Origin of the sequence: Enterobacter sp. T2, assembly GCF_010692925.1 — a bacterium.
GTDB classification, from domain to species: domain Bacteria; phylum Pseudomonadota; class Gammaproteobacteria; order Enterobacterales; family Enterobacteriaceae; genus Enterobacter; species Enterobacter kobei.
This window is the reverse complement of the sequence record NZ_CP048736.1, coordinates 1,516,656-1,537,741: the sequence shown is the minus strand read 5'-3', so window position 1 is coordinate 1,537,741 and position 21,086 is coordinate 1,516,656. Positions and strand designations below refer to the sequence as shown.

At 56.9% G+C, this 21,086-nt stretch carries 18 protein-coding genes; 4 read left to right on the top strand and 14 right to left on the bottom strand.

Annotation, left to right across the window (positions count from 1 at the left end):
* Positions 1-144 precede the first annotated feature (144 nt).
* The 4 genes from poxB to G0034_RS07265 all read left to right on the top strand — a co-directional run bounded on the left by poxB (position 145) and on the right by G0034_RS07265 (position 5,456).
* Positions 145-1,863, top strand: a complete 1,719-nt coding sequence (gene poxB / locus G0034_RS07280; RefSeq protein WP_050861602.1) for a ubiquinone-dependent pyruvate dehydrogenase — start codon at positions 145-147, stop codon at positions 1,861-1,863.
* A gap of 38 nt (positions 1,864-1,901) precedes the next feature.
* Positions 1,902-2,903 (top strand): low-specificity L-threonine aldolase, encoded by a 1,002-nt coding sequence (gene ltaE / locus G0034_RS07275; protein WP_014883187.1) that lies wholly within the window; start codon positions 1,902-1,904, stop codon positions 2,901-2,903.
* A gap of 10 nt (positions 2,904-2,913) precedes the next feature.
* Positions 2,914-4,353: an SDR family oxidoreductase gene (locus tag G0034_RS07270; RefSeq protein ID WP_179120670.1), complete on the top strand. Its 1,440-nt coding sequence runs from the start codon at positions 2,914-2,916 to the stop codon at positions 4,351-4,353.
* 89 nt (positions 4,354-4,442) lie between these two features.
* Positions 4,443-5,456, top strand: a complete 1,014-nt coding sequence (locus tag G0034_RS07265; RefSeq protein WP_023338198.1) for a 3-beta-hydroxysteroid dehydrogenase — start codon at positions 4,443-4,445, stop codon at positions 5,454-5,456.
* A gap of 104 nt (positions 5,457-5,560) precedes the next feature.
* Here the strand turns inward: G0034_RS07265 and G0034_RS07260 are convergent, their stop codons facing one another.
* From G0034_RS07260 to gspD, 14 genes are all read right to left on the bottom strand, one after another.
* Entirely contained in the window at positions 5,561-7,384 is a 1,824-nt protein-coding gene (locus G0034_RS07260; RefSeq protein WP_179120669.1) for a glycoside hydrolase family 19 protein, read from the bottom strand.
* A 133-nt stretch (positions 7,385-7,517) separates the two neighbouring features.
* Positions 7,518-7,958, bottom strand: coding sequence for a type III secretion system invasion protein IagB (gene iagB / locus G0034_RS07255; RefSeq protein WP_014883183.1), 441 nt, complete (start codon positions 7,956-7,958; stop codon positions 7,518-7,520).
* A gap of 103 nt (positions 7,959-8,061) precedes the next feature.
* Positions 8,062-10,776 carry a glycosyl hydrolase family 18 protein gene (locus tag G0034_RS07250; protein ID WP_045134883.1) on the bottom strand — a complete coding sequence of 905 codons (2,715 nt, stop codon included), beginning with the start codon at positions 10,774-10,776 and terminating at the stop codon, positions 8,062-8,064.
* A 254-nt stretch (positions 10,777-11,030) separates the two neighbouring features.
* Positions 11,031-11,828 carry a prepilin peptidase gene (locus tag G0034_RS07245; protein WP_179120668.1) on the bottom strand — a complete coding sequence of 266 codons (798 nt, stop codon included), beginning with the start codon at positions 11,826-11,828 and terminating at the stop codon, positions 11,031-11,033.
* Positions 11,825-12,310: a type II secretion system protein M gene (locus G0034_RS07240; protein ID WP_014883180.1), complete on the bottom strand. Its 486-nt coding sequence runs from the start codon at positions 12,308-12,310 to the stop codon at positions 11,825-11,827. The genes G0034_RS07245 and G0034_RS07240 overlap by 4 nt, the downstream gene beginning before the upstream one ends.
* Positions 12,307-13,440: a type II secretion system protein GspL gene (gene gspL / locus G0034_RS07235; protein WP_179120667.1), complete on the bottom strand. Its 1,134-nt coding sequence runs from the start codon at positions 13,438-13,440 to the stop codon at positions 12,307-12,309. The genes G0034_RS07240 and gspL overlap by 4 nt, the downstream gene beginning before the upstream one ends.
* A 15-nt stretch (positions 13,441-13,455) precedes the next feature.
* Positions 13,456-14,466, bottom strand: a complete 1,011-nt coding sequence (gene gspK / locus G0034_RS07230) for a type II secretion system minor pseudopilin GspK (RefSeq protein ID WP_179120666.1) — start codon at positions 14,464-14,466, stop codon at positions 13,456-13,458.
* Positions 14,463-15,140 (bottom strand): type II secretion system minor pseudopilin GspJ, encoded by a 678-nt coding sequence (gene gspJ / locus G0034_RS07225; RefSeq protein ID WP_179120665.1) that lies wholly within the window; start codon positions 15,138-15,140, stop codon positions 14,463-14,465. Before gspJ ends, gspK begins: the two co-directional genes overlap by 4 nt.
* Entirely contained in the window at positions 15,137-15,517 is a 381-nt protein-coding gene (gene gspI / locus G0034_RS07220) for a type II secretion system minor pseudopilin GspI (protein WP_023332514.1), read from the bottom strand. Before gspI ends, gspJ begins: the two co-directional genes overlap by 4 nt.
* On the bottom strand, positions 15,510-15,995 hold the full coding sequence (gspH, locus tag G0034_RS07215) for a type II secretion system minor pseudopilin GspH (RefSeq protein ID WP_014883175.1): 486 nt from the start codon (positions 15,993-15,995) through the stop codon (positions 15,510-15,512). The genes gspI and gspH overlap by 8 nt, the downstream gene beginning before the upstream one ends.
* Positions 15,995-16,444 carry a type II secretion system major pseudopilin GspG gene (gene gspG, locus G0034_RS07210; protein WP_014883174.1) on the bottom strand — a complete coding sequence of 150 codons (450 nt, stop codon included), beginning with the start codon at positions 16,442-16,444 and terminating at the stop codon, positions 15,995-15,997. Before gspG ends, gspH begins: the two co-directional genes overlap by 1 nt.
* 3 nt (positions 16,445-16,447) lie before the next feature.
* Positions 16,448-17,656, bottom strand: coding sequence for a type II secretion system inner membrane protein GspF (gene gspF, locus G0034_RS07205; RefSeq protein ID WP_014883173.1), 1,209 nt, complete (start codon positions 17,654-17,656; stop codon positions 16,448-16,450).
* On the bottom strand, positions 17,656-19,134 hold the full coding sequence (gene gspE, locus G0034_RS07200) for a type II secretion system ATPase GspE (protein ID WP_179120664.1): 1,479 nt from the start codon (positions 19,132-19,134) through the stop codon (positions 17,656-17,658). Before gspE ends, gspF begins: the two co-directional genes overlap by 1 nt.
* 14 nt (positions 19,135-19,148) lie before the next feature.
* The gene (gspD, locus tag G0034_RS07195) at positions 19,149-21,080 is read right to left on the bottom strand and encodes a type II secretion system secretin GspD (RefSeq protein ID WP_014883171.1); all 1,932 of its coding nucleotides are present in this window, start codon (positions 21,078-21,080) and stop codon (positions 19,149-19,151) included.
* Between the last annotated feature and the right edge of the window lie 6 nt (positions 21,081-21,086).

The following is a 21,086-nucleotide window of genomic DNA, read 5'->3' as shown; positions in this document are numbered from 1 at the left end:
GATTCCTGTTTTCACCTGAGTCAGCACCAGATTATGCCGAATTATCGCGCAAGGAAACCCTGTTAATTGAGGGGTATTGAGCAGGCAATACAGCGACTTTCTTCTAAGCTTGTAAGCGATATCACAAAAAGGAGAAGGACACCCATGAAACAAACCGTGGCTGCATATATAGCGAAAACCCTGGAACAGGCTGGCGTGAAACGTATCTGGGGCGTAACCGGCGATTCCCTGAACGGACTGAGCGACAGCCTTAACAAAATGAAAACCATTGAATGGATGCCGACCCGCCATGAAGAGGTCGCCGCATTTGCCGCGGGAGCCGAAGCGCAGCTCACCGGTGAACTGGCCGTGTGTGCAGGCTCGTGCGGGCCAGGTAACCTGCATCTGATCAACGGTCTGTTTGACTGCCACCGTAACCACGTGCCGGTGCTGGCGATTGCCGCCCATATCCCCTCTTCCGAAATCGGTAGCGGCTATTTTCAGGAGACGCATCCGCAGGAGCTGTTCCGTGAATGCAGCCACTATTGCGAACTGGTTTCATCCCCGGAGCAGATCCCGCAGGTTCTGGCAATCGCCATGCGCAAGGCGGTGCTGAACCGCGGCGTGTCGGTGGTCGTTATCCCGGGTGATGTGGCCCTTAAGGCCGCACCAGAAGGGGCCAGCACCCACTGGTATCACGCCCCGCAGCCTGTGGTGACGCCTGCGGAAGAAGAGCTGAAAAAGCTGGCGCAGCTGCTGCGTTACTCCAGCAATATTGCCCTGATGTGCGGTAGCGGCTGCGCGGGCGCGCACAAGGAGCTACTTGAATTCGCGGGTAAGCTAAAAGCCCCCATTGTTCACGCCCTGCGCGGCAAAGAGCACGTCGAGTACGACAACCCCTACGATGTGGGAATGACCGGGCTGATCGGTTTCTCCAGCGGGTTCCACACCATGATGAACGCCGACACGCTGATTTTACTCGGTACCCAGTTCCCTTACCGCGCGTTTTACCCGACGGATGCCAAAATCATTCAGATCGATATCAATCCGGCCAGCATCGGCGCGCACAGCAAGGTAGATATGGCGCTGGTGGGCGATATCAAATCCACGCTGGCCGCCCTGCTGCCGCTGCTCGAGGAGAAAACGGATCGCGCGTTTCTTGATAAAGCCCTCAGTGACTACCGCGATGCCCGTAAGGGGCTGGACGATCTCGCCAAACCAAGCGACAAAGCCATCCACCCGCAGTACCTGGCACAGCAGATCAGCCATTTCGCTGACGACGACGCCATTTTTACCTGCGACGTCGGCACGCCAACCGTCTGGGCAGCACGCTACCTGAAGATGAACGGCAAACGCCGCCTGCTGGGTTCGTTCAACCACGGCTCGATGGCCAACGCCATGCCGCAGGCGCTGGGCGCAAAAGCGACGGCACCGGAACGTCAGGTGGTGGCCATGTGCGGCGACGGCGGGTTTAGCATGCTCATGGGTGATTTTCTCTCCGTGGTACAGATGAAGCTGCCGCTCAAAATCGTGGTCTTCAACAACAGCGTACTGGGCTTTGTGGCGATGGAGATGAAGGCCGGTGGTTATCTGACGGACGGTACCGAACTGCATGACACCAACTTCGCGCGTATTGCCGAGGCGTGCGGTATCACCGGTATTCGCGTGGAAAAAGCGTCTGACGTGGATGAAGCCCTGCAGCGCGCCTTTTCTATCGACGGTCCGGTGCTGGTGGATGTGGTAGTCGCCAAAGAAGAGCTGGCTATTCCACCGCAAATCAAGCTGGAACAGGCGAAAGGTTTTAGCCTCTATATGCTGCGCGCCATCATCAGCGGCCGAGGTGATGAAGTGATCGAACTGGCAAAAACCAACTGGCTCAGGTAAAACATTTCACGTGACCTCTTAAAATAAAGGGATGTGAAATGATTGATTTGCGTAGTGATACCGTTACCCGCCCGAGCCGTGCCATGCTCGAAGAGATGATGGCCGCCCCGGTCGGGGACGACGTCTACGGCGATGACCCGACGGTCAACGCGTTACAGCGCTATGCGGCAGAGCTGAGTGGCAAGGAGGCCGCGCTGTTCCTGCCGACCGGCACGCAGGCGAACCTCGTGGCGCTGCTCAGCCACTGCGAGCGCGGCGAAGAGTATATTGTCGGCCAGGGCGCGCATAACTATCTCTACGAAGCCGGCGGTGCGGCGGTGCTTGGCAGCATCCAGCCGCAGCCGATTGACGCCGCGCCGGACGGTACACTCCCGCTCGATAAGGTCGCGGCAAAAATCAAAGCCGACGATATTCATTTCGCCCGCACGAAACTGCTCAGTCTGGAAAATACCCACAACGGAAAAGTGCTGCCGCGCGAGTACCTGAAAGCGGCGTGGGACTTCACCCGCGAGCGCAAGCTCGGCCTGCACGTTGACGGTGCGCGCATTTTTAACGCCGTAGTGACGTACGGCTGCGAGCTGAAAGAAATTACGCAATATTGCGACTCGTTCACCATTTGCCTCTCCAAAGGGCTGGGTACGCCGGTGGGTTCCCTGCTGGTCGGCAATGCGGATTACATCAAGCGCGCCAATCGCTGGCGTAAGATGACCGGCGGCGGCATGCGCCAGGCGGGTATTCTGGCGGCGGCGGGTCTGTATGCTCTCAAAAATAACGTGGCGCGCCTGAAAGACGATCACGATAACGCCGCATGGATGGCCACACAGCTGCGCGAGATCGGTGCGGACGTGATGCGCCACGACACCAACATGCTGTTCATTCGCGTGGGCGACGAACATGCTGCTGCGCTGGGCGAATTTATGAAAGCGCGCGGCGTGCTGATCAACGCCTCTCCGGTAGTGCGTCTGGTCATGCACCTCGACGTGAACCGCGAACAGCTGGCAGAGGTGGTGAAACACTGGCAGGCGTTTTTACAGCGCTAAGGAGCCTCACGTGCCGCAACGCATTCTGGTGCTGGGCGCCAGCGGGTATATCGGTCAGCATCTCACCACGGCGTTGAGCCAGCGGGGACATCAGGTGCTGGCAGCGGCACGCAACACCGACCGCCTGCAAAAGCTGGCGTTGCCGGGCGTCACCTGCCACAACGTTGACCTCAACTGGCCGAAGACGCTTCCCGCGCTGCTGGAAGGGGTCGACACGCTTTACTACCTGGTCCATAGCATGGGCGAAGGCGGCGATTTTATCGCCCACGAGCGACAGGTGGCGTTGAACGTCCGCGATGCCCTGCTGCAAACGCCGGTGAAGCAGGTGATTTTTTTAAGTTCGCTCCAGGCGCCTGAGAGCGAGCAGTCCGATCACCTGCGCGCGCGCCAGCTGACGGCGGACACTCTGCGCGGGGCGAATATCCCCGTCACCGAACTGCGCGCAGGGATCATCGTCGGCGCGGGCTCAGCCGCTTTTGAAGTGATGCGCGATATGGTCTACAACCTGCCGGTACTGACGCCGCCGCGCTGGGTCCGCTCGCGCACCACGCCGATTGCGCTGGAGAACTTGCTCCACTATCTGGTGGCATTGCTCGATCACCCGGCGGAGCAACACCGGGTGCTTGAAGCAGCAGGCCCTGAAGTGCTGAGCTATCAGCAGCAGTTCGAACATTTCATGCGCGTCAGCGGACGCCGCCGCTGGCTGATCCCCATCCCCTTCCCGACCCGCTGGATCTCAGTCTGGTTTTTAAATGTGATCACCTCCGTGCCGCCGACCACCGCCAAGGCGCTGATTCAGGGGCTAAAACACGATCTGCTGGCGGACGATCGCGAGCTGCGCGCCTTAATCCCTCAGGATCTGATCCGGTTTGACGACGCGGTACGCAATACGCTGAAAGAAGAAGAGCAGCTGGTGAACTCCAGCGACTGGGGTTATGACGCGCAGGCCTTTGCCCGCTGGCGGCCGGAGTACGGTTATTACCCGAAACAGGCGGGCTGCACGGTAAAAACCTCTGCCAGCCTTGAGGCGCTGTGGGAAGTGGTGAACCAAATTGGCGGCAAAGAACGTTATTTCTTCGGCAATCTCCTCTGGCAAACGCGGGGGACAATGGATCTGCTGGTGGGGCACAGGCTGGCGAAAGGTCGCCCGGCGCGACCGTATCTTGAGGTGGGCGACGCGGTGGACAGCTGGAAAGTGATCATTGTCGAGCCGGAAAAGCAGCTGGCGTTGTTGTTCGGTATGAAAGCGCCGGGGCTGGGGCGACTCTGCTTCACCCTCAAGGATAAAGGCGATCGCCGGGAACTGGACGTCCGCGCCTGGTGGCACCCGCACGGGATGCCGGGCCTTTTTTACTGGCTGTTCATGATCCCCGCCCATCTTTTTATCTTCCGGGGAATGGCGAAACGAATTGCGCAACTGGCAGAACAAAAAACGAAAATAACTCATTAAAACGCTTTTTCTTTCACCTTTCCCATTGCATAGCGCCGTAATTCACGAAAGAATGCGCACGAAATTCTTTTTCAACACAGTGGATTGATATGAAGGTACTGGTTACCGGGGCGACCAGCGGCTTAGGCCGAAATGCGGTCGAATTTCTGCGCAACAAGGGCATTAGCGTCAGGGCTACCGGTCGCAACGAGGCGATGGGAAAACTGCTGCAAAAAATGGGCGCAGAGTTCGTCCATGCCGACCTGACGGAGCTGGTCTCCTCGCAGGCGAAGGTGATGCTCGCCGGAATCGATACGCTGTGGCACTGCTCCAGTTTTACCTCTCCGTGGGGGACCCAGGAAGCCTTCGATCTCGCCAACGTGCGGGCCACCCGCCGTCTGGGCGAATGGGCCGTTGCCTGGGGGGTACGTAACTTTATTCATATCTCCTCCCCGTCGCTCTATTTCGACTATCACCACCATCGCGATGTGCAGGAAGATTTCCGTCCGGCACGCTTTGCCTGTGAATTTGCGCGCAGCAAGGCGGCCAGTGAAGAGGTGATCGACCTGCTGGCGCAGTCGAACCCGCACACCCGCTTTACGGTACTGCGTCCGCAGAGCCTGTTCGGACCGCACGACAAAGTGTTTATTCCGCGCCTGGCGCAGATGATGCATCACTACGGCAGCGTGCTGCTGCCACGCGGTGGCGATGCGCTGGTGGATATGACCTATTACGAAAACGCCGTCCACGCCATGTGGCTGGCCAGCCAGCCGGACTGCGATAAGCTGATCTCTGGTCGCGCCTATAATATCACCAACGGCGAACCCTGTACGCTACGCAGCATTGTGCAGCGGCTGATTGATGAACTGCAGATCGACTGCCGCATCCGTTCTGTCCCCTACCCCATGCTTGACATGATTGCCCGCAGCATGGAGCGATTTGGCAGTAAAGCGGCCAAAGAACCTGCGCTGACGCATTACGGTGTCTCAAAACTCAACTTTGATTTCACGCTGGATATTTCACGGGCAGAGAACGAACTGGGGTATCGGCCGGTGGTGACGCTGGATGAAGGGATTATGCGCACGGCGGCGTGGTTACGGGATCACGGGAAACTGCACCGCTAGCCTGTTGCCCGGTGGCGGCTTCGCCTTACCGGGTCTACAACTGCACCGTACCGCTGGAGAGGGTGCAAAAACTAAAACGGCAACCTTTCGGTTGCCGTTTGCTTTTACAGAGCTGTCCAGGCATCAGACCATGCCAGACCAGCGCCCGGTTCATAGTATGCCGGGGCGTTGTTACACCAGCCGCTGTACGGGAACGGTTTGCACTGGAACAGTTTACCGTGGTTGTTCACGATATCGCCTGCCTTGTACTTGCTGTTCGCGCTCCACGCCGCGTAATCGCCAGACGTACCTTCGTCCTGAGACGGTGCTGCTTTGGCTTTCACGTTCAGCAGATAAGAGGTCGTGCTGCTCAACTCACCGTCGCTCACGGTCAGGCTGATTTCAATTTGCTGAGCCGTTGCCGATTCAGGCGCCTTGAAGTTCACTACCGCTTTATCCTGACCGGTTACGGTCTGGCCGTCCTGGGAACGCCAGGTGTAGGTCAGCGCGTTGCCGTCTTCATCAGTAGAGCCTTCCGCGCTCAGTGAAACCTGCGCACCAGCGTCAACTGCACCAATTGGACCCGCGATATGCGCCACTGGCGCGTGGTTCACCACAGCAGGTTCAGCCGGGGTTTCATCCGGAACTGGCGCTGGCGCCGGCGTTTCGTCTTCTGACGGCGTAGGCGTTGGCGTTACCGGGGTTTCATCCGGCGTAACGGAACCGTCATCGTTAACGATGTTCACGTTAAAGAACTTCTGCACGCACTTGCTGTAATCACCCTCTTTGAACGCGCTGAACGGCGTCTGGTAGCCGACGAGCTGGCAAGAGTAGGTTGCACCGCTTGGCGTATCCGCGCTCCATCCCCAGTCCTGCTCCCAGTAAATCTTCAGCGCGCCAGCACCGCCTTCGTCGAACTGCTTCATGTTCGCGCAGCCCAGCACTTCGTTCGCCGGAACAGGGACCTTCAGGTAGTTCGCGAACTCTTTGTAGTACTTGATACGGTTTTCAGACTGTGCAATTTCAGTTGGACCACCGCACTCAACGCCACCGTTGATGATCTGAGTGGTCACGCCGAAGCCAGGGACCAGGCCGTTGGCTTTATCGTGATCGTTCGGCTGCCATGTACCGTCGATAACCTGCAGCATGCTTGGTTTAGGCGGCTGTGGATAGGCGAAGAAGAAGATCGCACTCGCCAGGTTCAGCCAGGTATCCGCCACCAGCTCAGGTTTGTCGAGCAGCGTACGCACGTCACCGTACATCGCTTCAGAGAACGGGCCGTAGTTGTAGTTGTAGGACAACTGCTTCGCACCGCGACCGAAGTAGCTCAGGAAGTCGCCGTCTTTATCTTTACCGCACGGCCAGGTCTGACCCTGCCAGACGTCCGGGTTACATTCGCCGTTATAGCCGCCCTTCTGGCCTTCGCTCCAGCCCATCTCACGCACGTGAACCAGGGCCTGACGCCATTCGGCTTCCGGACGCCAGCTTTCGTGACCGCCCGTTTCCTGAGCAAAGTGCGCAAACATGGTTGCCAGCTCTTTACGGCAGATAGCGTCACTGTCGCGACCGTCATTGTAGGTCTTACACAGCGCCGGGAATTTACCAACCGCTTTCAGGAAGTTGCTGTAGGTGTACGCCTGCGCGCGCAGCGGGAAGAGATATTCCCAGTCGCTGGCTTTCACGATCCCTTCCACGCGTTTCACGTTCTCCGGGTTCGCCGCACGACCAGGTTCAATCAGTTCAACCTGGGCGTTGTCCAGCGTCTTAATGGTTTCCTTTACGGCATCCATCAGCGGGAAGCTGGTCAGCTCTTTCTCTTTCTTCGCCAGATCGCTGGCGTTCATGGTGTATGGTTCACTGGTGGTCGCTTGCAGCGAGGCAGCCTGCGCCATAAACGGTGCTACGCATGCGTCGGCAACGAGAACACTCAGTAACGTCCTTTTGTTCATTTCACTATTCCTGTTTATTTAAGTTAAATAATAACAATCCAGGCTTATGTATTAATCCGTTAATAAATAAACCGCAGACAGCTGTTTTCTCTTTTCGAAGAACACCCTCAGGAATTCTTCAAAAATAAAAAACTCATTCGTTTGCTGTCGCTTTCAGTTCCTGATATTTTTTCCACACTTTGTGGGCGTATATCATGCGTTGCGGATAATTCTCTTTCTTTAATCCGGCGTTATAGGCGCCGACCGCCTCCCAGTTATAGCCATACACTTTAATCATGCTGGATAAAATCGATGCGCCAACCATAATCGAGGTACAGGGTTCGGTTATTAGCCGATATTCATCTATCCCCCTGCTCTCCAGTGCCGAAAAATGTGAGCTGTTAATTTGCATCAACCCCACGTCACGCGTACCGTCATGGTTTCTGCCGACCGCATACGGGTTCATTCCCGACTCCACATTGGCAATGGCGTACAGTAAATAAGGATCGACGTGATAATAATGTGCCGCTTTATCCCAACAGTTTGCCAGCGCGCTTTGGCTGATAATCAATAATAAAAAAATTAACTTTTTCATTTTTACCTGCTGACCGTTTCGTTTATTTCTCCTTAACAACATCCTGTAAAATCATTTTTGATTTACTCCCCCCTTATACGGGGGGAGTCTTTATCAGCTCAGATTATTGGCAATCTGTCGCTGGGCCTTCTTTGACCCATACATCGCTGTTCGCTGGGTTGTCACCACGGGTCCACCATTTGGCACGGTAAACGTTGCCCTGGTAAGTAGTGGTTTCGCCGCCGTTGTACACCAGATCAGAACGCCAGTTCATCTTCACGTTGCTCGCAAGTTCCCATGCGTCCACGCCGAAGCCAGGCTGGTTGCCCTGAGTCCAGTACTTCGCTTTCCACACCAGATGGTCGAAGCTTACGGTATCGCCAGTGTTGTAGATTTTGCTGGAATCCCACGCGGCGTAGTTGCCGGCGTTGGCGTCAACCGGTGCGTCGCAGCTGCCGGTTGCAGTGCCTTCGTCAGATGGCGGAGTCACGTCATCAGCAGGTGGTGTAACGTCGTCAGACGGCGGAGTCACATCATCAGCTGGCGGCGTCACGTCGGCTGGTTTCGGATTAACCGTTACCTGGACGTTAGACTGCACGCTGGTTTTACCATCGCCTACCACCACACTCAGGGTGTAGGAAGAGGTAGAAGCCACTTCTGGCGCAGTGATGGTCACGTTCGCGGTGTCAGTACCGGTCGCGTGCATATCTGCCGGAACGCTCCAGGTATAGGTCAGGTTATCACCGTCTGGATCCGCAGCCTGCGCATGCACAACATAGGTTTCACCCGCCTGCAGCGTCACCGCTTCCATTGGGTTCACAACCGGTGCCTGGTTAGCCTTCGGCGCCTTGTTAACAACCTGCACGTCAATCGCGTTGCTCAGGCCTTTAGCGTCGGTAACCGTCAGGCGGAATACCATGGTCTGATCGCTGGTCGCAGCTGCAACGTTGAACGTCGCTTTCGCTTTGGTGCTGTTGGTCAGGGTGACCGATGGGCCAGAAACCTGAGTCCATTTGTAGGTAATCGCATCGCCGTCTGGATCGCTGGACGCGGAACCATCGAGCGTAACGGTTGCCGGGCCAGAAACGTTCTGGTCTGCAGAAGAGGCGATTGGCGCATGGTTGGTCACAACAGGATCAACCGGCGTAGAGCCGCCACCCAGCAGGCTTTCGTTCATGGCGTTCAGGATGTCGCCGGTATCGGAGTCAATAGACCATGCGAACAGACCACCCAGGTTTTTCTGAAGCACGTATTTGCCTTTTGCAGCAGTAGAACGCGCGTCTTCATAGGTGATCAGGTCACCCGTCGTTTTGTTGAACACGTATGGCGCTTCTGCATCCGCGTCGTAGCCGTATTCCCAGCCTGGTTTGCCTTTGTACTCGTTGACGATCTGACGATAGTCAACCACGCCCGGTTCCCAGGTACCTCTCACCATACCGGTCGCGGTACCGGTGAATGGATTGTTACCGGTGTAGCCGTGTACACCCGTCCAGCCGCGGCCATACATGCCCGCACCGACCACGATCTTGCCAGGCTGTACTCCTTGCTGCAGCAGGGCATCAACCCCGTTTTCCGTGGTGTAGTTGGTGTCTGGTCGCCATGCTGGCGCATGCAGCGCAGCCTGGTGGCCCAGCTCGGTGTTGCTCCAGCCGCCGTAGAAGTCGTAGCTCATCAGGAAGATGTGGTCGAGGTACTGCTGAGCAGTGGTGTAGTCCACGTCTTCAATCTTATCTTTACCGGCACCGATTGCGCTGGTCAGCTCATAGGTACGGCCAGTCTGGGCAGACAGCTCGTTCAGCATCGCGCGCAGATCGTGCATCAGCGCCGTATAGGTCGCTTTATCCTGCTGCGGGTTGCCTTTCGTCTCGGTCACACCGCCGCCGCCCGGGAATTCCCAGTCGATATCCACACCGTCGAAGAATTTCCAGGTCTGCAGGAAATCTTTAACAGAGGAGACAAAGCGTGCGCGGATAGCCGGATCGCCCATGTGGAAGAACGGATCGGACAGGGTCCAGCCACCGATAGATGGCAGTACTTTCAGGTCCGGATGCGCTTTTTTCAGCGCCATCAGCTGACCAAAGTTACCTTTGTACGGGTCGTCCCAGTTGGACACGCCAGCCTGCGGTTTTTGCAGGGCAGCCCACGGGTCGTGGATCGCCACGGTAAAGTCAGGACGTCCCTGGCAGTCGCGCTGCAGCACGCCGTAGCTGTTGCCGCCTTCTACGGTTTTCAGGCCGTCGTTGATGCCGTCACCGCCACAGATTGGAATAAAGCCATACAGAATGTGGTTGAGGTTCGCAGCAGGAATTTTGTCAACCGGGAAGTTACGGTCGTAAACGCCCCACTCAGGGAAGTAGGCCGCAACCACTTTATCGGTATGCTGCGCGAAGGATTTGTTGTTCTCGTGCATTGTCGTGTTCAGCGGCAGCAGATGGCTACCGTCGGTATCCGCAACGATGATCAGCTTGCTGGCGCTTTTCGTACAGCCGCTGTTGTTACAGACTTCAACCTGCTCCTGATAACGTCCGCCTTTTTTCACTTTGAACGTTGCGGAACCTGCCGCGCCGCCGGCACCGGTCCACACGGTTTTACCGTCCAACAGCACTTTGGCTGAAGTTGGCGCATCGCCGCTCCAGACGTTCCACTCGACTTTGACATCTACGCCGTCATTATGGACTTTAACCAGACTGTTATAATCCTGAGCGGCCTGATCCACTTCAACCAGCGCAAATTTGTCATTGCCGGAACCAATGGACGGTGCGCCTGGTGCCGCTGCGAATGCGGAGCTGGTTGCCGCCGCAATAAAGAGCGCCAGATATTTAGGCTTCATAAAATTCATTTTTATTTCCTGATAAATTTATTCGTAACGTTAATACCCATGCCTTCCTTGAGAACATGGCGTGTTTCGCGTAATGCGTATTTAACTAACCTGACAACCGAGACAAAAAAACGTTTTGCTGCTTTGTATTCCTCCATAAAAAGATACAAGCCCAAATTCCGTGTAGCTTATATCCTTTACGATACACTGAGCGCAAAGAGACGTCCTTCTCTTCCACCGCCGAAAAAATTTATAAAAAAGCTTGACCTGTATATTTAAAATATGAAAGCAAACTGCTGCCCAATAAACACAACTATTCCAGCAAAAGAAAGATAAGGTCCGAAAGAAATAGTGAGGTTATTTTTATTTAAATTATTTAAGGCAAAATACCCAACGATACCGCTCAACGCGGCCGCGAGTTCAATTGAGGGCAGAGCCTGCCAGCCGCACCAGGCACCTAATGCCGCCAGCAGCTTGAAATCACCGTATCCCAGTCCTTCCCGCCCGGTAGCCAGACGAAACGCCCAGTACAGCAACCAAAGAGACATATAGCCCGCCACCGCGCCGAGCAGCGCGTCGCGTAGCGGCAGTTGGTGATCGAACGCATGAAGCAACAGTCCCGCCCAGAGCAGCGGCTGGGTCAGGCAATCCGGGAGCAATTGATGCCGCCAGTCAATCATCGTCAGCGGGACTAAAAAGCCGGCCATCAGCCACAGAGAAAACAGCGCCTGAACGTCGGGCATACACCACGCCGTCAGGCCAAAAAACAGGGCGGAAACCAGCTCAACCAGAAAGATTCGCAGCGGGATAGCGGTTTTGCACTGGCTGCATCGCCCGCGCAGAAGCAGCCAGCTCACCAGCGGAATATTCTCCCAGGCCGCCAGCGCGTGCTGGCACACCGGGCAGTGCGAGGACGGAAAGAGCAGGTTTCCGCATCCCTCCTCTTCCCTTACCATGGCCGGCACGCGTTCGGCGACAACGCCGAGAAAACTGCCCACCATGCCGCCTAACACCGCGCTCGCGATCGCGAACCCCACCGGGTAGACGTCCCGCATCAGCGCAACGCTGTTCATGCGGTTTTACCCCACGTGAGTTGCACTTCAGCCTTCACGTCGCTGAGATGATCCACCGGCGTAAGGTTCATTTTCTGCAGCCTGACGCCGGAGGTCTGGTTAATTTCCCGCAGCCAGTTCTTTAATTCATAAACGTTCACGCGGCTGACCACGAACGATAACGTTTGTCCATCCTGATGCACATCCGTCAGGGGAAGATGGATCTCCTGGGCGCTATTTTCCACCAGCGCACGCGGGTTATTTGTTTTGGTTACCTGAACCTGCAAATGGTTTTTATCTATTTCACTGCGCATCCAGTTCAGGGTTTCTTTTTGTCTGGCCAGGGTCGAAGCACTATTTTGAATCATATTATCCAGCGGCATAACCCCGGCGTAATAGACCGCGGCCCCCAGCAGGGCGGCGGCACATATTTTTAAAATGACTTTTTCCCTGGCGCTGTAATTCTGGTAACGAGACTTAAGCTGCGCAATTCGCTGTTTCATTTATATTTCCCTGCGATCATGGCGGTATAAGGTGCTGACGTGGACACGGGCTGCAGGGTGAAATCAAATTTCTCACTGGCCTGGTTCACAAACGTCTGTAATGCGGTCTGGTTTTGTGCGCTGACGCTCAGCGTCAACGTATTCTGCCGCGCATCGTATTCCAGCAGGTCGATTTCCATTGCCGGAACGGCCTGTCGGGCTTTCTCCAGATCGTCAAACTGAAGAAAGATCCCTTTACCCTGCTTCTTCATGTTTTGACCAAAGTGGTACTTAATATTGGTCTTGTGACGCATGCTCGGGAAATGGTGTTCGTAGACCTGCTGGATCTCCTGCTGGATCTGATTTTCCTGCTGTACCAGCATCCAGGCCATCGCAATGCGCGGCCCCAGCAGCAGGCTAAGGGAGAGCAGCCCTACGGCGGCCATCGCCACGTTTAACCGTCTGGCGGCTTTGCCATTGCTGGCTTTGGCGCTGAACGCCCCGTGCAGAAGCGTGACGCGGCAGGCCTGCCACTGGGGCTGAATCAGCACCAGCGGATGCTGCCAGGGCAGCACAACATCGGCATCCACACCGGCAGGTGCATCACCGTAGCAGCAGACCTCACCCTCTCCGGCTTTCTGCATCAGCAGCGGCAGCAGGTTGGCCTCCATTTCACCCGCGACGTGCGGGGATAACCGCAGCCACCAGGTTTCACCTTCGGCAACCAGCGTGCTGCCGCCCGCCGTCACGGGCAGCAGCCAGGCATCCGGTAGCGCCTGCACCACCGTCAGACCCGCCTCCTGACAGCGGGTTAACCACGCCTGAAGACTGTCGGCATCGATCGCCACCGCGTCGACCTCTGCGCCCTTTTTGCTAAGCACGGTCCAGTGAAGCGCGTCCACGTCACCAATCAGCGTCTCTTCGGCCATCCACGAGAACGCCGTCGCCAGAGAAGCGACCTTTTTCGGCAACGTAAAATGGCGGAAGATCATGCTGCTGGCCGGCAACAGCAGACATACGCGCGTCGCCAGCGGATGATCCGCCAGTGCCTCCAGGCTAGCCACGGTTTCCACCTGCTGAGTGCCGGAGACACACCACATTATTTTCCCGCCCTCGAAGCTGTCGGGACGAACAAAAAGTACCTGTTTCATAGCGATCTACTTTTCTTATTCAATCATTCGGTAACGACGCTGCCACGTCACGATCTCACCGGCTTCGTTATTAACCTGAAGCTGGCTTACCACACGAAGCGTTAATTCATCGGTATTGCCGGTGTAGTTAACGCGGAAATACCGGCTATTTATTGAGAGAAGCTCTGCCACCTGCGGAAGGTCATCTTTCAGTTGCGGGAAGGTTTGCTCCAGCGCTTTGCTGAAGGTCTCCATATTTTCCCAGCCGCTTTCCGGACGTGATTCAATCAGGCGAAGGGCGTCATCTTCAGTTAATTTCGCCGGGAACAGGGCGGCCAGTAAGGCGGCCTGCTCCGGTTTCAGGGTATTCACATCCACCTTGCTGGCGGTGTCCGGTAACGCGCACAGCAGTTTGCTTACCTTCGGATATGCCGCCGCCGGGAACGCAGGCAGCAGTTTGATCTCCGCAATGGTGCGCATCATCTGGTTAGCCGGCTGACGGGCAGGCACGACGCCTGCCCAGGCATCACTCTCGGCGCCTTCTTTGGCCGTCGTCGTGTCGCCATCGAGGTAGTCCACCAGCTGGAGGTAAACTTCTTCCGCCGTGGACTGGCTTAGCCCGCTCTGCGTCAGGATCTGCTCAACAATTCGCTCGTTGCGCGGCTTTTCCGGCACGGCAGTCTGCGCTTGCCCCTGGGCAGGCTTTTCTGCTGCCAGCAGGTTATTAACGTTGAAGCAGTCCTGGGCATCTTCGACCTGGCTTACCACCGTGTAATCTTCCCCCTGCGTTTCCAGCGGCTGCTGCCAGTCCCCTTCCGGTGACAGCGCGTTGCTCTCGCCGCTGGCGTCACTCTGCAGACGGTCTTTGACCACTTTTTCCTGGGCCTGCATCGCCCAGCGCAGCTGCTGCTGGCTGACCTGATAATGCGTTTTCTGCAGGTTGCGGCAGAACTGCTGGCTGATTTTGGCGGCCAGGGCCGACATCATCACCAGCAGGATCAACACCACCAGCAGCGCCACCCCTTTCTGTTTGCGTAAGGCACTCATGGTTTCGCCTCCGGAGCAGGTTGTGGCGCGGGTTGCGGCGCAGTCCCTGCCTCTGGCGCGGCGGCAGGCGCGGCGTCTGACCCGGTGGCAGGTGCCGGTGCCGATGCAGCCACCGCAGGCAGATCGCCCGGGGTCGTGAAGACCCAGCGCCAGGTATCACCGTTTTCCATCGTCAGCGTCAGCTCAACCCCGTCCGGCAGATGCGCCGGGTCGCTCCAGCTTTTCTGCCAGCCCTGACGGTAAAAACGCCACGTCAGGGATTTCACCTCGCTGACGATCGGCACTTCGTCCGGTTTAACGTCCGCCGGGCTGTCAATGACCGGCCAGACATCGCGGTAAAGACGCCCCTCTTCCAGCCGCCAGCGCACGCGTTCGAGTTGCACCGTACCGCTCACGCCGTTGAGCGTGGTCAGTTCCAGCGCATCATCGACCTGACGGAACAGGTCCGGCTCGTTGCGCGGCGCGCGCGCCTGAAGCTGGTAAAAATCGCGCTCCATCAGGCTCCAGGCGCGCTGAAGCTGATTGAGCTTCGCCGCGCTGGCGTCGGTTGCCGAACTGGTGCGCATCGCGCCGTCCAGAATCTGCCAGGCCAGGGTGCTGATCACCGCAAAAATGGTCAGCGCAATCATGATCTCCAGCAGGGTAAATCCGCGCTGGCGTCGGGCTTTGTTCACTTGATCTCTCCCGGCGGCACAATCTGCAGCGATATCACAGGCTGGCTGTCGTCGCCTTCCGCATAAACGCTGATGGCGTTTGCCCAGCGGTTGTCCGCCGTTTTGATGCGCTGTTTACGCCACGTCCAGCCGCGCCCGCCCATGGTTTCGCTTCCCCGTTCTTCGGCATCGGGAAAGTCGCTTTTAGTCAGTTGCACTTCCGCCAGCTGGTTTTCCGCCACCCAGCTGGCCTGCAGCGTATCGGCGAGGCCGTGGGTGAAACGCACGTTCAGAGACACCGAGTTCATCAGCGCCAGCGCGGCGGTGGAGAAGATGACCAGCGCCACCATGACCTCCAGCAGCGTCATCCCCGTTTGCTTTTTCTTACCGTTAGCCATCGTTTTCTACCGATACGGGCGCCGCGCCTTGCGACACCACGCGGAAATGGTGTTCTTTGTCATAGCTTTGCAGCGTCAGCGTGAAGCGGCTGATTTCGCCGTCCGGCAAAAAAAGCACCTGCGGATCGGACGTCAGCGTCGCGGCCAGGCGCTGCGGCGAGAGCGATACGTGCATCTCCTCCGGGAAATCACCTTTGGTGGTGATACGACCCGCGGATAACGGTACCCAGCGACGCTCGCCCTCTTTATCTTCGAGCGTCACCAGCTGATAGTTATCCGTGGTGATCACCAGTCCGACGATATTTCCGTCCATCACCGCACGGTCTGAACCATAATCAACGAGGGCTTTTAATTGCTGGCCAAATATATCCGCACCGCTGCGCGAAGGTATTGTTGACACCACCATCATGGCGCAGCTGGCAAATATCACCAGCGCCAGAATAATTTCCAGCAACGTAAAGCCGCGTTGATTTTTCATTATTTCTCTTTCTTATCCAGAGACCAGTTCGTGATATCATCGGCGGTATTGGCTTCACCGTCCGGGCCGGAAGAGAAGACGTCAACCGCACCGTGCTCACCCGGGCTTACGAGGAGATAATCATTACCCCATGGGTCCTGCGGCAGACGGCGAATATAGCCATCCGCGCGGTAGCCGTTCGGGATTGGCGCGATTTCCGGCTTGGTCACCAGCGCCTGCAGGCCCTGTTCGGTTGTCGGATAACGGTGGTTATCCAGCTTATACATATCCAGCGAACCTTCGAGCGCGACAATATCGCTGGTCGCCTTTTGGGCATCCGCTTTTTCTTTATTACCCATTAAATTGGGCACCACCATACTCGCCAGTACGCCGAGAATAACAATGACCACCATTAATTCGAGCAATGTGAAGCCCGCCTGGCGAGCCAGGTTTTTACGTTTTAAAGCCATGATTTAACCTACCATATTATTAAGTTGCAGAAGCGGTTGTAATATTGACAGCACGATGAATAAAACAATCGTTGCCATGGATACCACCAGCGCCGGTTCAAATACCGACAGCGTTAACGTAATGCGATGCTGTAATCCCGATTCCTGGTTTTCCGCCGCGCGGTCCATTAAATTACCTAATTCGCCGCTCTCTTCCCCGGAGGCAATCATATACAGCATGGTCGGCGGGAAGAGTCTCGCCTGCTCCAGTGCGGCATACAGCGATGCCCCCTGGCGGACGGTATCCGCCGCCTGCTCCAGCACCTGCCGGGCGTAGAGGTTTTCGATACCGTCCATCGCGATATACATCCCCTCCAGCAGCGGCACGCTACTGGCCTGCAGAATACTCAGGGTGCGGATATAGCGGGCGCTGTTGATGGCGCACACCAGTTTTTTGATCGGCGAACCGTTCACCAGCCAGCTGTGCCAGCGAAAGCGGTTTTTGACGTTTCTGACCCAGGCTTTGAAACCGACAATCCCCCCGCCGATGCCGCCCGCGATATAAATCCCGTAAGCCTGCAGGAAATCACTCACCGCAATCAGCGTGCGGGTGGTGATCGGCAGTTGCTGCTTCATGTGGGTGAACTGTTCGATCACCTGCGGCACCACCGCGACCAGCAGAATGCTGATGACCGCAATGGCCACTACCGTCAGGGTAATCGGGTAGACCATCGCCTGCGTCAGCTTGCTTTTCATCTTCTGACGCTGCTCGTTGTATTCGGCCAGCTTTTCCAGCACGTCGCCCAGGTGACCGGTCTTTTCACCGGCCATCACCAGCGTGCAGTAGAGTTTGTCGAAGGTGCGCGGAAACTGGCTGAAGGCGTCAAACAGCGTGTGCCCTTCCACCACCTTCTCGCGAATTTCAACCACCATCGCCGCCAGCTTTTTGTCTTCCGTCTGTTTGGAAATCGCTTTGAGCGCGCTCTCCAGCGGCAGCGCCGCGTTGACCAGCGTGGAAAGCTGGCGGGTAAACATCGACAGCACCGGCGTAGAGAGCTTTGCGCCGGTTTTCGCTTTTCCGGCAGACGCAGCCTCACGGGTTTCGTTGATGCTGACGGGCATCAGCTTTTGCTCGCGCAACATCTGGCGAACCTGCTTTTGCCCCTCAGCCTGCAGCGTGCCGCGCTGGGTTTTCCCCGCTGCATCCGTTGCCGTCCAGGCGTAGAAGGCCATTACGCATCTCCTCCACGCTCGGCGGTAACGCGCATAACCTCTTCGAGAGAGGTCACGCCGCTAATGACCTTCAGCAGGCCGTTCTCACGCAGGCTGTAGGCCTGCTTAAAGAGCTGCGTTTCAATGGACATTTCGTCTTTATCTTCATGAATGGCGCGGCGCATGATGCTGTCCACCACCAGAAACTCATGAATACCGGCGCGCCCCTGGTAGCCGCTCTGCCGGCAGTGTTCACAGCCCACCGCGCGGTAGATGGCTTTTGGCGGCGTGTCCATAAAGCTGAACAGCGCTTTCTCATTGGCGTCCAGCGGACTGGTGGTCCGGCAGTGCGTACACAGCCGACGCACCAGACGCTGGGCAATGACACCGAGCAACGATGAACCAATTAAAAAGGATTCCAGTCCCATATCCCGCAGACGGGTGATCGCCCCCGCGGCGCTGTTGGTGTGCAGCGTAGACATGACCAGGTGACCGGTGAGCGACGCCTGCACCGCAATTTGCGCGGTTTCACCGTCACGAATTTCCCCGATCATCACCACATCCGGATCCTGACGCAGAATGGCGCGCAGTCCGCGGGCAAAGGTCATGTCCACGCGCGGGTTAACCTGCGTCTGCCCCACCCCTTCCAGTTCGTATTCAATCGGGTCTTCTACGGTCAGAATGTTGCGTTCGTGACCGTTCAGCGCCGAAAGAATGGCGTACAGGGTGGTACTTTTACCGGAGCCAGTCGGCCCGGTGACCAGGATGATGCCGTGCGGGCGGTCAATCAGCCCTTTCAACTTTTCCAGCTCTTCATCAATCAGGCCAAGCTTGTTGATGTCGGGCTTCAGATTGCTTTTATCGAGCAGACGCATCACCACACGCTCGCCGTACTGCGAAGGAATGGTCGATACACGCACGTCGATTGCCTTACGGCCAATGCGCAGGGAGATACGTCCATCCTGTGGCAAACGCTTCTCGGCGATGTCGAGTTTTGACATCACCTTGATGCGCGACACCAGCAGCGGCGCGAGCTTGCGCGCTGGCTGGAGCACCGGGCGCAGCACGCCGTCAACGCGAAAACGAATGCTCAGCGTGCGCTCAAAGGTTTCGATATGAATATCCGACGCGCCATCTTTGACCGCCTCGCCAAGAATGGCGTTGATCAGGCGGATCACCGGCGAGTTTTCGTCGTTGTCGAGCAGATCCTCGTTATCCGGGATCTCCTCGGTTAACGCCATCAGATCGATATCCGCGTCCATATCGTCCACCAGCTGCTGAGAGACGCCGCTGCTCTGCTGCCAGATTTTCGCCAGCAGCTCGTCAAAGGCCTCTGGCGTCAGAGTCACCGGGACGAACGTGCGTCCCAGCACCCGGCGCACTTCCAGCAGCGCAAATGCCGGGGTGTCTTCACGGATAAAGACGTCATTGTTGTAAAATAAAACGCCGTTATCTTTTGCATAGCTGCTGCTACACAGGGTTTTACTCAGTTCGTCCACGTTGCCCCTCCGCCTTACTGTTTAAACGGGTTGCGCGTTGCGGCTGCGCTGGTTTTCACCGGCACCGCGTCTGCAGAAGGCGCGGACGGATATGCTGGCATCACCGGGTTATTGCTGTTCGTTACGATGCCCAGCTTTTTCTCCTCCATGCGCTGCTGCTGGCGAGCACGGATCTGGTCATATTTCTCTTTCGACGCCGCACTGTAGTTGTCGTCGTCGCGCAGCACCGTGGTGTGGATGAACACCATCAGGTTACGTTTAGAGGTATCCTCAGAGGTGTAGCGGAACAGCTGGCCCACCAGCGGAATATCGCCCAGCAGCGGCACCTTGGAGACGGTCTCTTTGGTGACGTTTTCCATCAGACCGCCCAACACCACGGTCTGGCCGCTGTGTACCATCACTTCGTTGTTGATGGTACGAGTGTTGAAGGTTGGGCCGAGGCTGGCGTCTTCAGTCGCGTTAGCGTCAACGCTGGAGACTTCCTGTTCAATCTTCAGATGAATCATGTCGCCGTCGTTAATCTGCGGCACGATTTTCAGCTTGGTCCCCACCGTCTTACGCTCAACGGAGTTAAAGACGTTGTCGCCACTGGTCGTTTGCGAACCGGACAGTACCGGCACATCCTGACCGACGTTAAACGACGCTTCTTTGTTATCCAGCGTCACCACGCTTGGCGTAGAAAGAATGTCGTTCTTGGACCCGGTGGAGAGCGCAGTCATCAGCGCACCAAAATCACCGTTAAAGAAGCCGGTTGCCAGACCGGTATACGACAACCCTTTCATCGTGCCATTTTTGACCTGCCCGATTGGCAGGCCGGTGGATCCGAACTGGACGCCGCCGTGCTTGCTGGTCCACTGCACGCCCAGATCCATGCCGTTACCGTCCTGTACTTCCGCAATGATGGCTTCCACCAGCACCTGCGGACGGCGGATATCGAGCTTGTCGATCACCTTCTCCAGGGAGTTCATCACGTTAGGCTGCGCGGTGATCACCAGAGAGTTGGTTGACTCGTCGGCGGTAATATTCAGATCGCTGGACGCGGCGGCGGTTTTCGCCTTTGGCGCGCCCGCTTTGTCTTTCAGCTGTTCGCCAATCCCGGTCAGCACCGGCACCACCTTGGTGGCGCTGGCGTATTTGAGATAGAACACGCGGGTATTCCCTTCGTTGTTCTGCTCGCGATCCAGCTCATGAATCAGAGAGCGGGTGCGGGTGCGCGCCGCTTCCGAGCCGCTGATCACCAGGCTGTTGGTCTCGTCATCCGCAACCACTTTCGTGGCCAGCTGCGGTGCGTTCTGCCCTTTCTGCTCTTCGTTGTTGAGGTTGTTCAACATGTCTGAGAGCTCTTTGGCAGAGGCAAAGCGCAGCGGCACAATTTCACGGCGCTGAACACCGTCTTTATCCACGCGCTGAACCAGATCCACCAGGCGGTTCACCACCGAGGCTTTACCGGTTAACAGCAGTACGTTGGACGGCTCAAAGTGAACCACGTTACCGATGCCGGTTGCGTCGTTGAGCTGGCGCAACAGCGGAGCAAGCTCGCGTACTGGCACATTTTCCATGCGCACGACGCGGGTGATGATTTCATCCCCTTTGCCCGGGTTGCTGCTGTCCGCCAGCGGCGCCCCGGCGGTGCGGGCGACGCTTGAACGCACCACTTTGACCATGCCGTTGTCCATCGGGATCACCGACAGGCCGTACAGGTCCAGCACGCTCAGGAAGAACTGGTAATACTCATCTTCCGTCAGCACGTTATAGGTTCTTACGGATACCGTGCCCTGAACGGACGGATCGACAAGAATGGTTTTATTAAGATTGCGGCCTACCGTATCGATAAACTCCCGAATATCGGTATTTTTAAAGCTCGCGCTAAAGTTCGCCGCGAACAGCGAACCTGAATATAACGACAATGCGGTCAGCGCCACGCACGCCCAAGGAAATTTCTTCATGGCTGT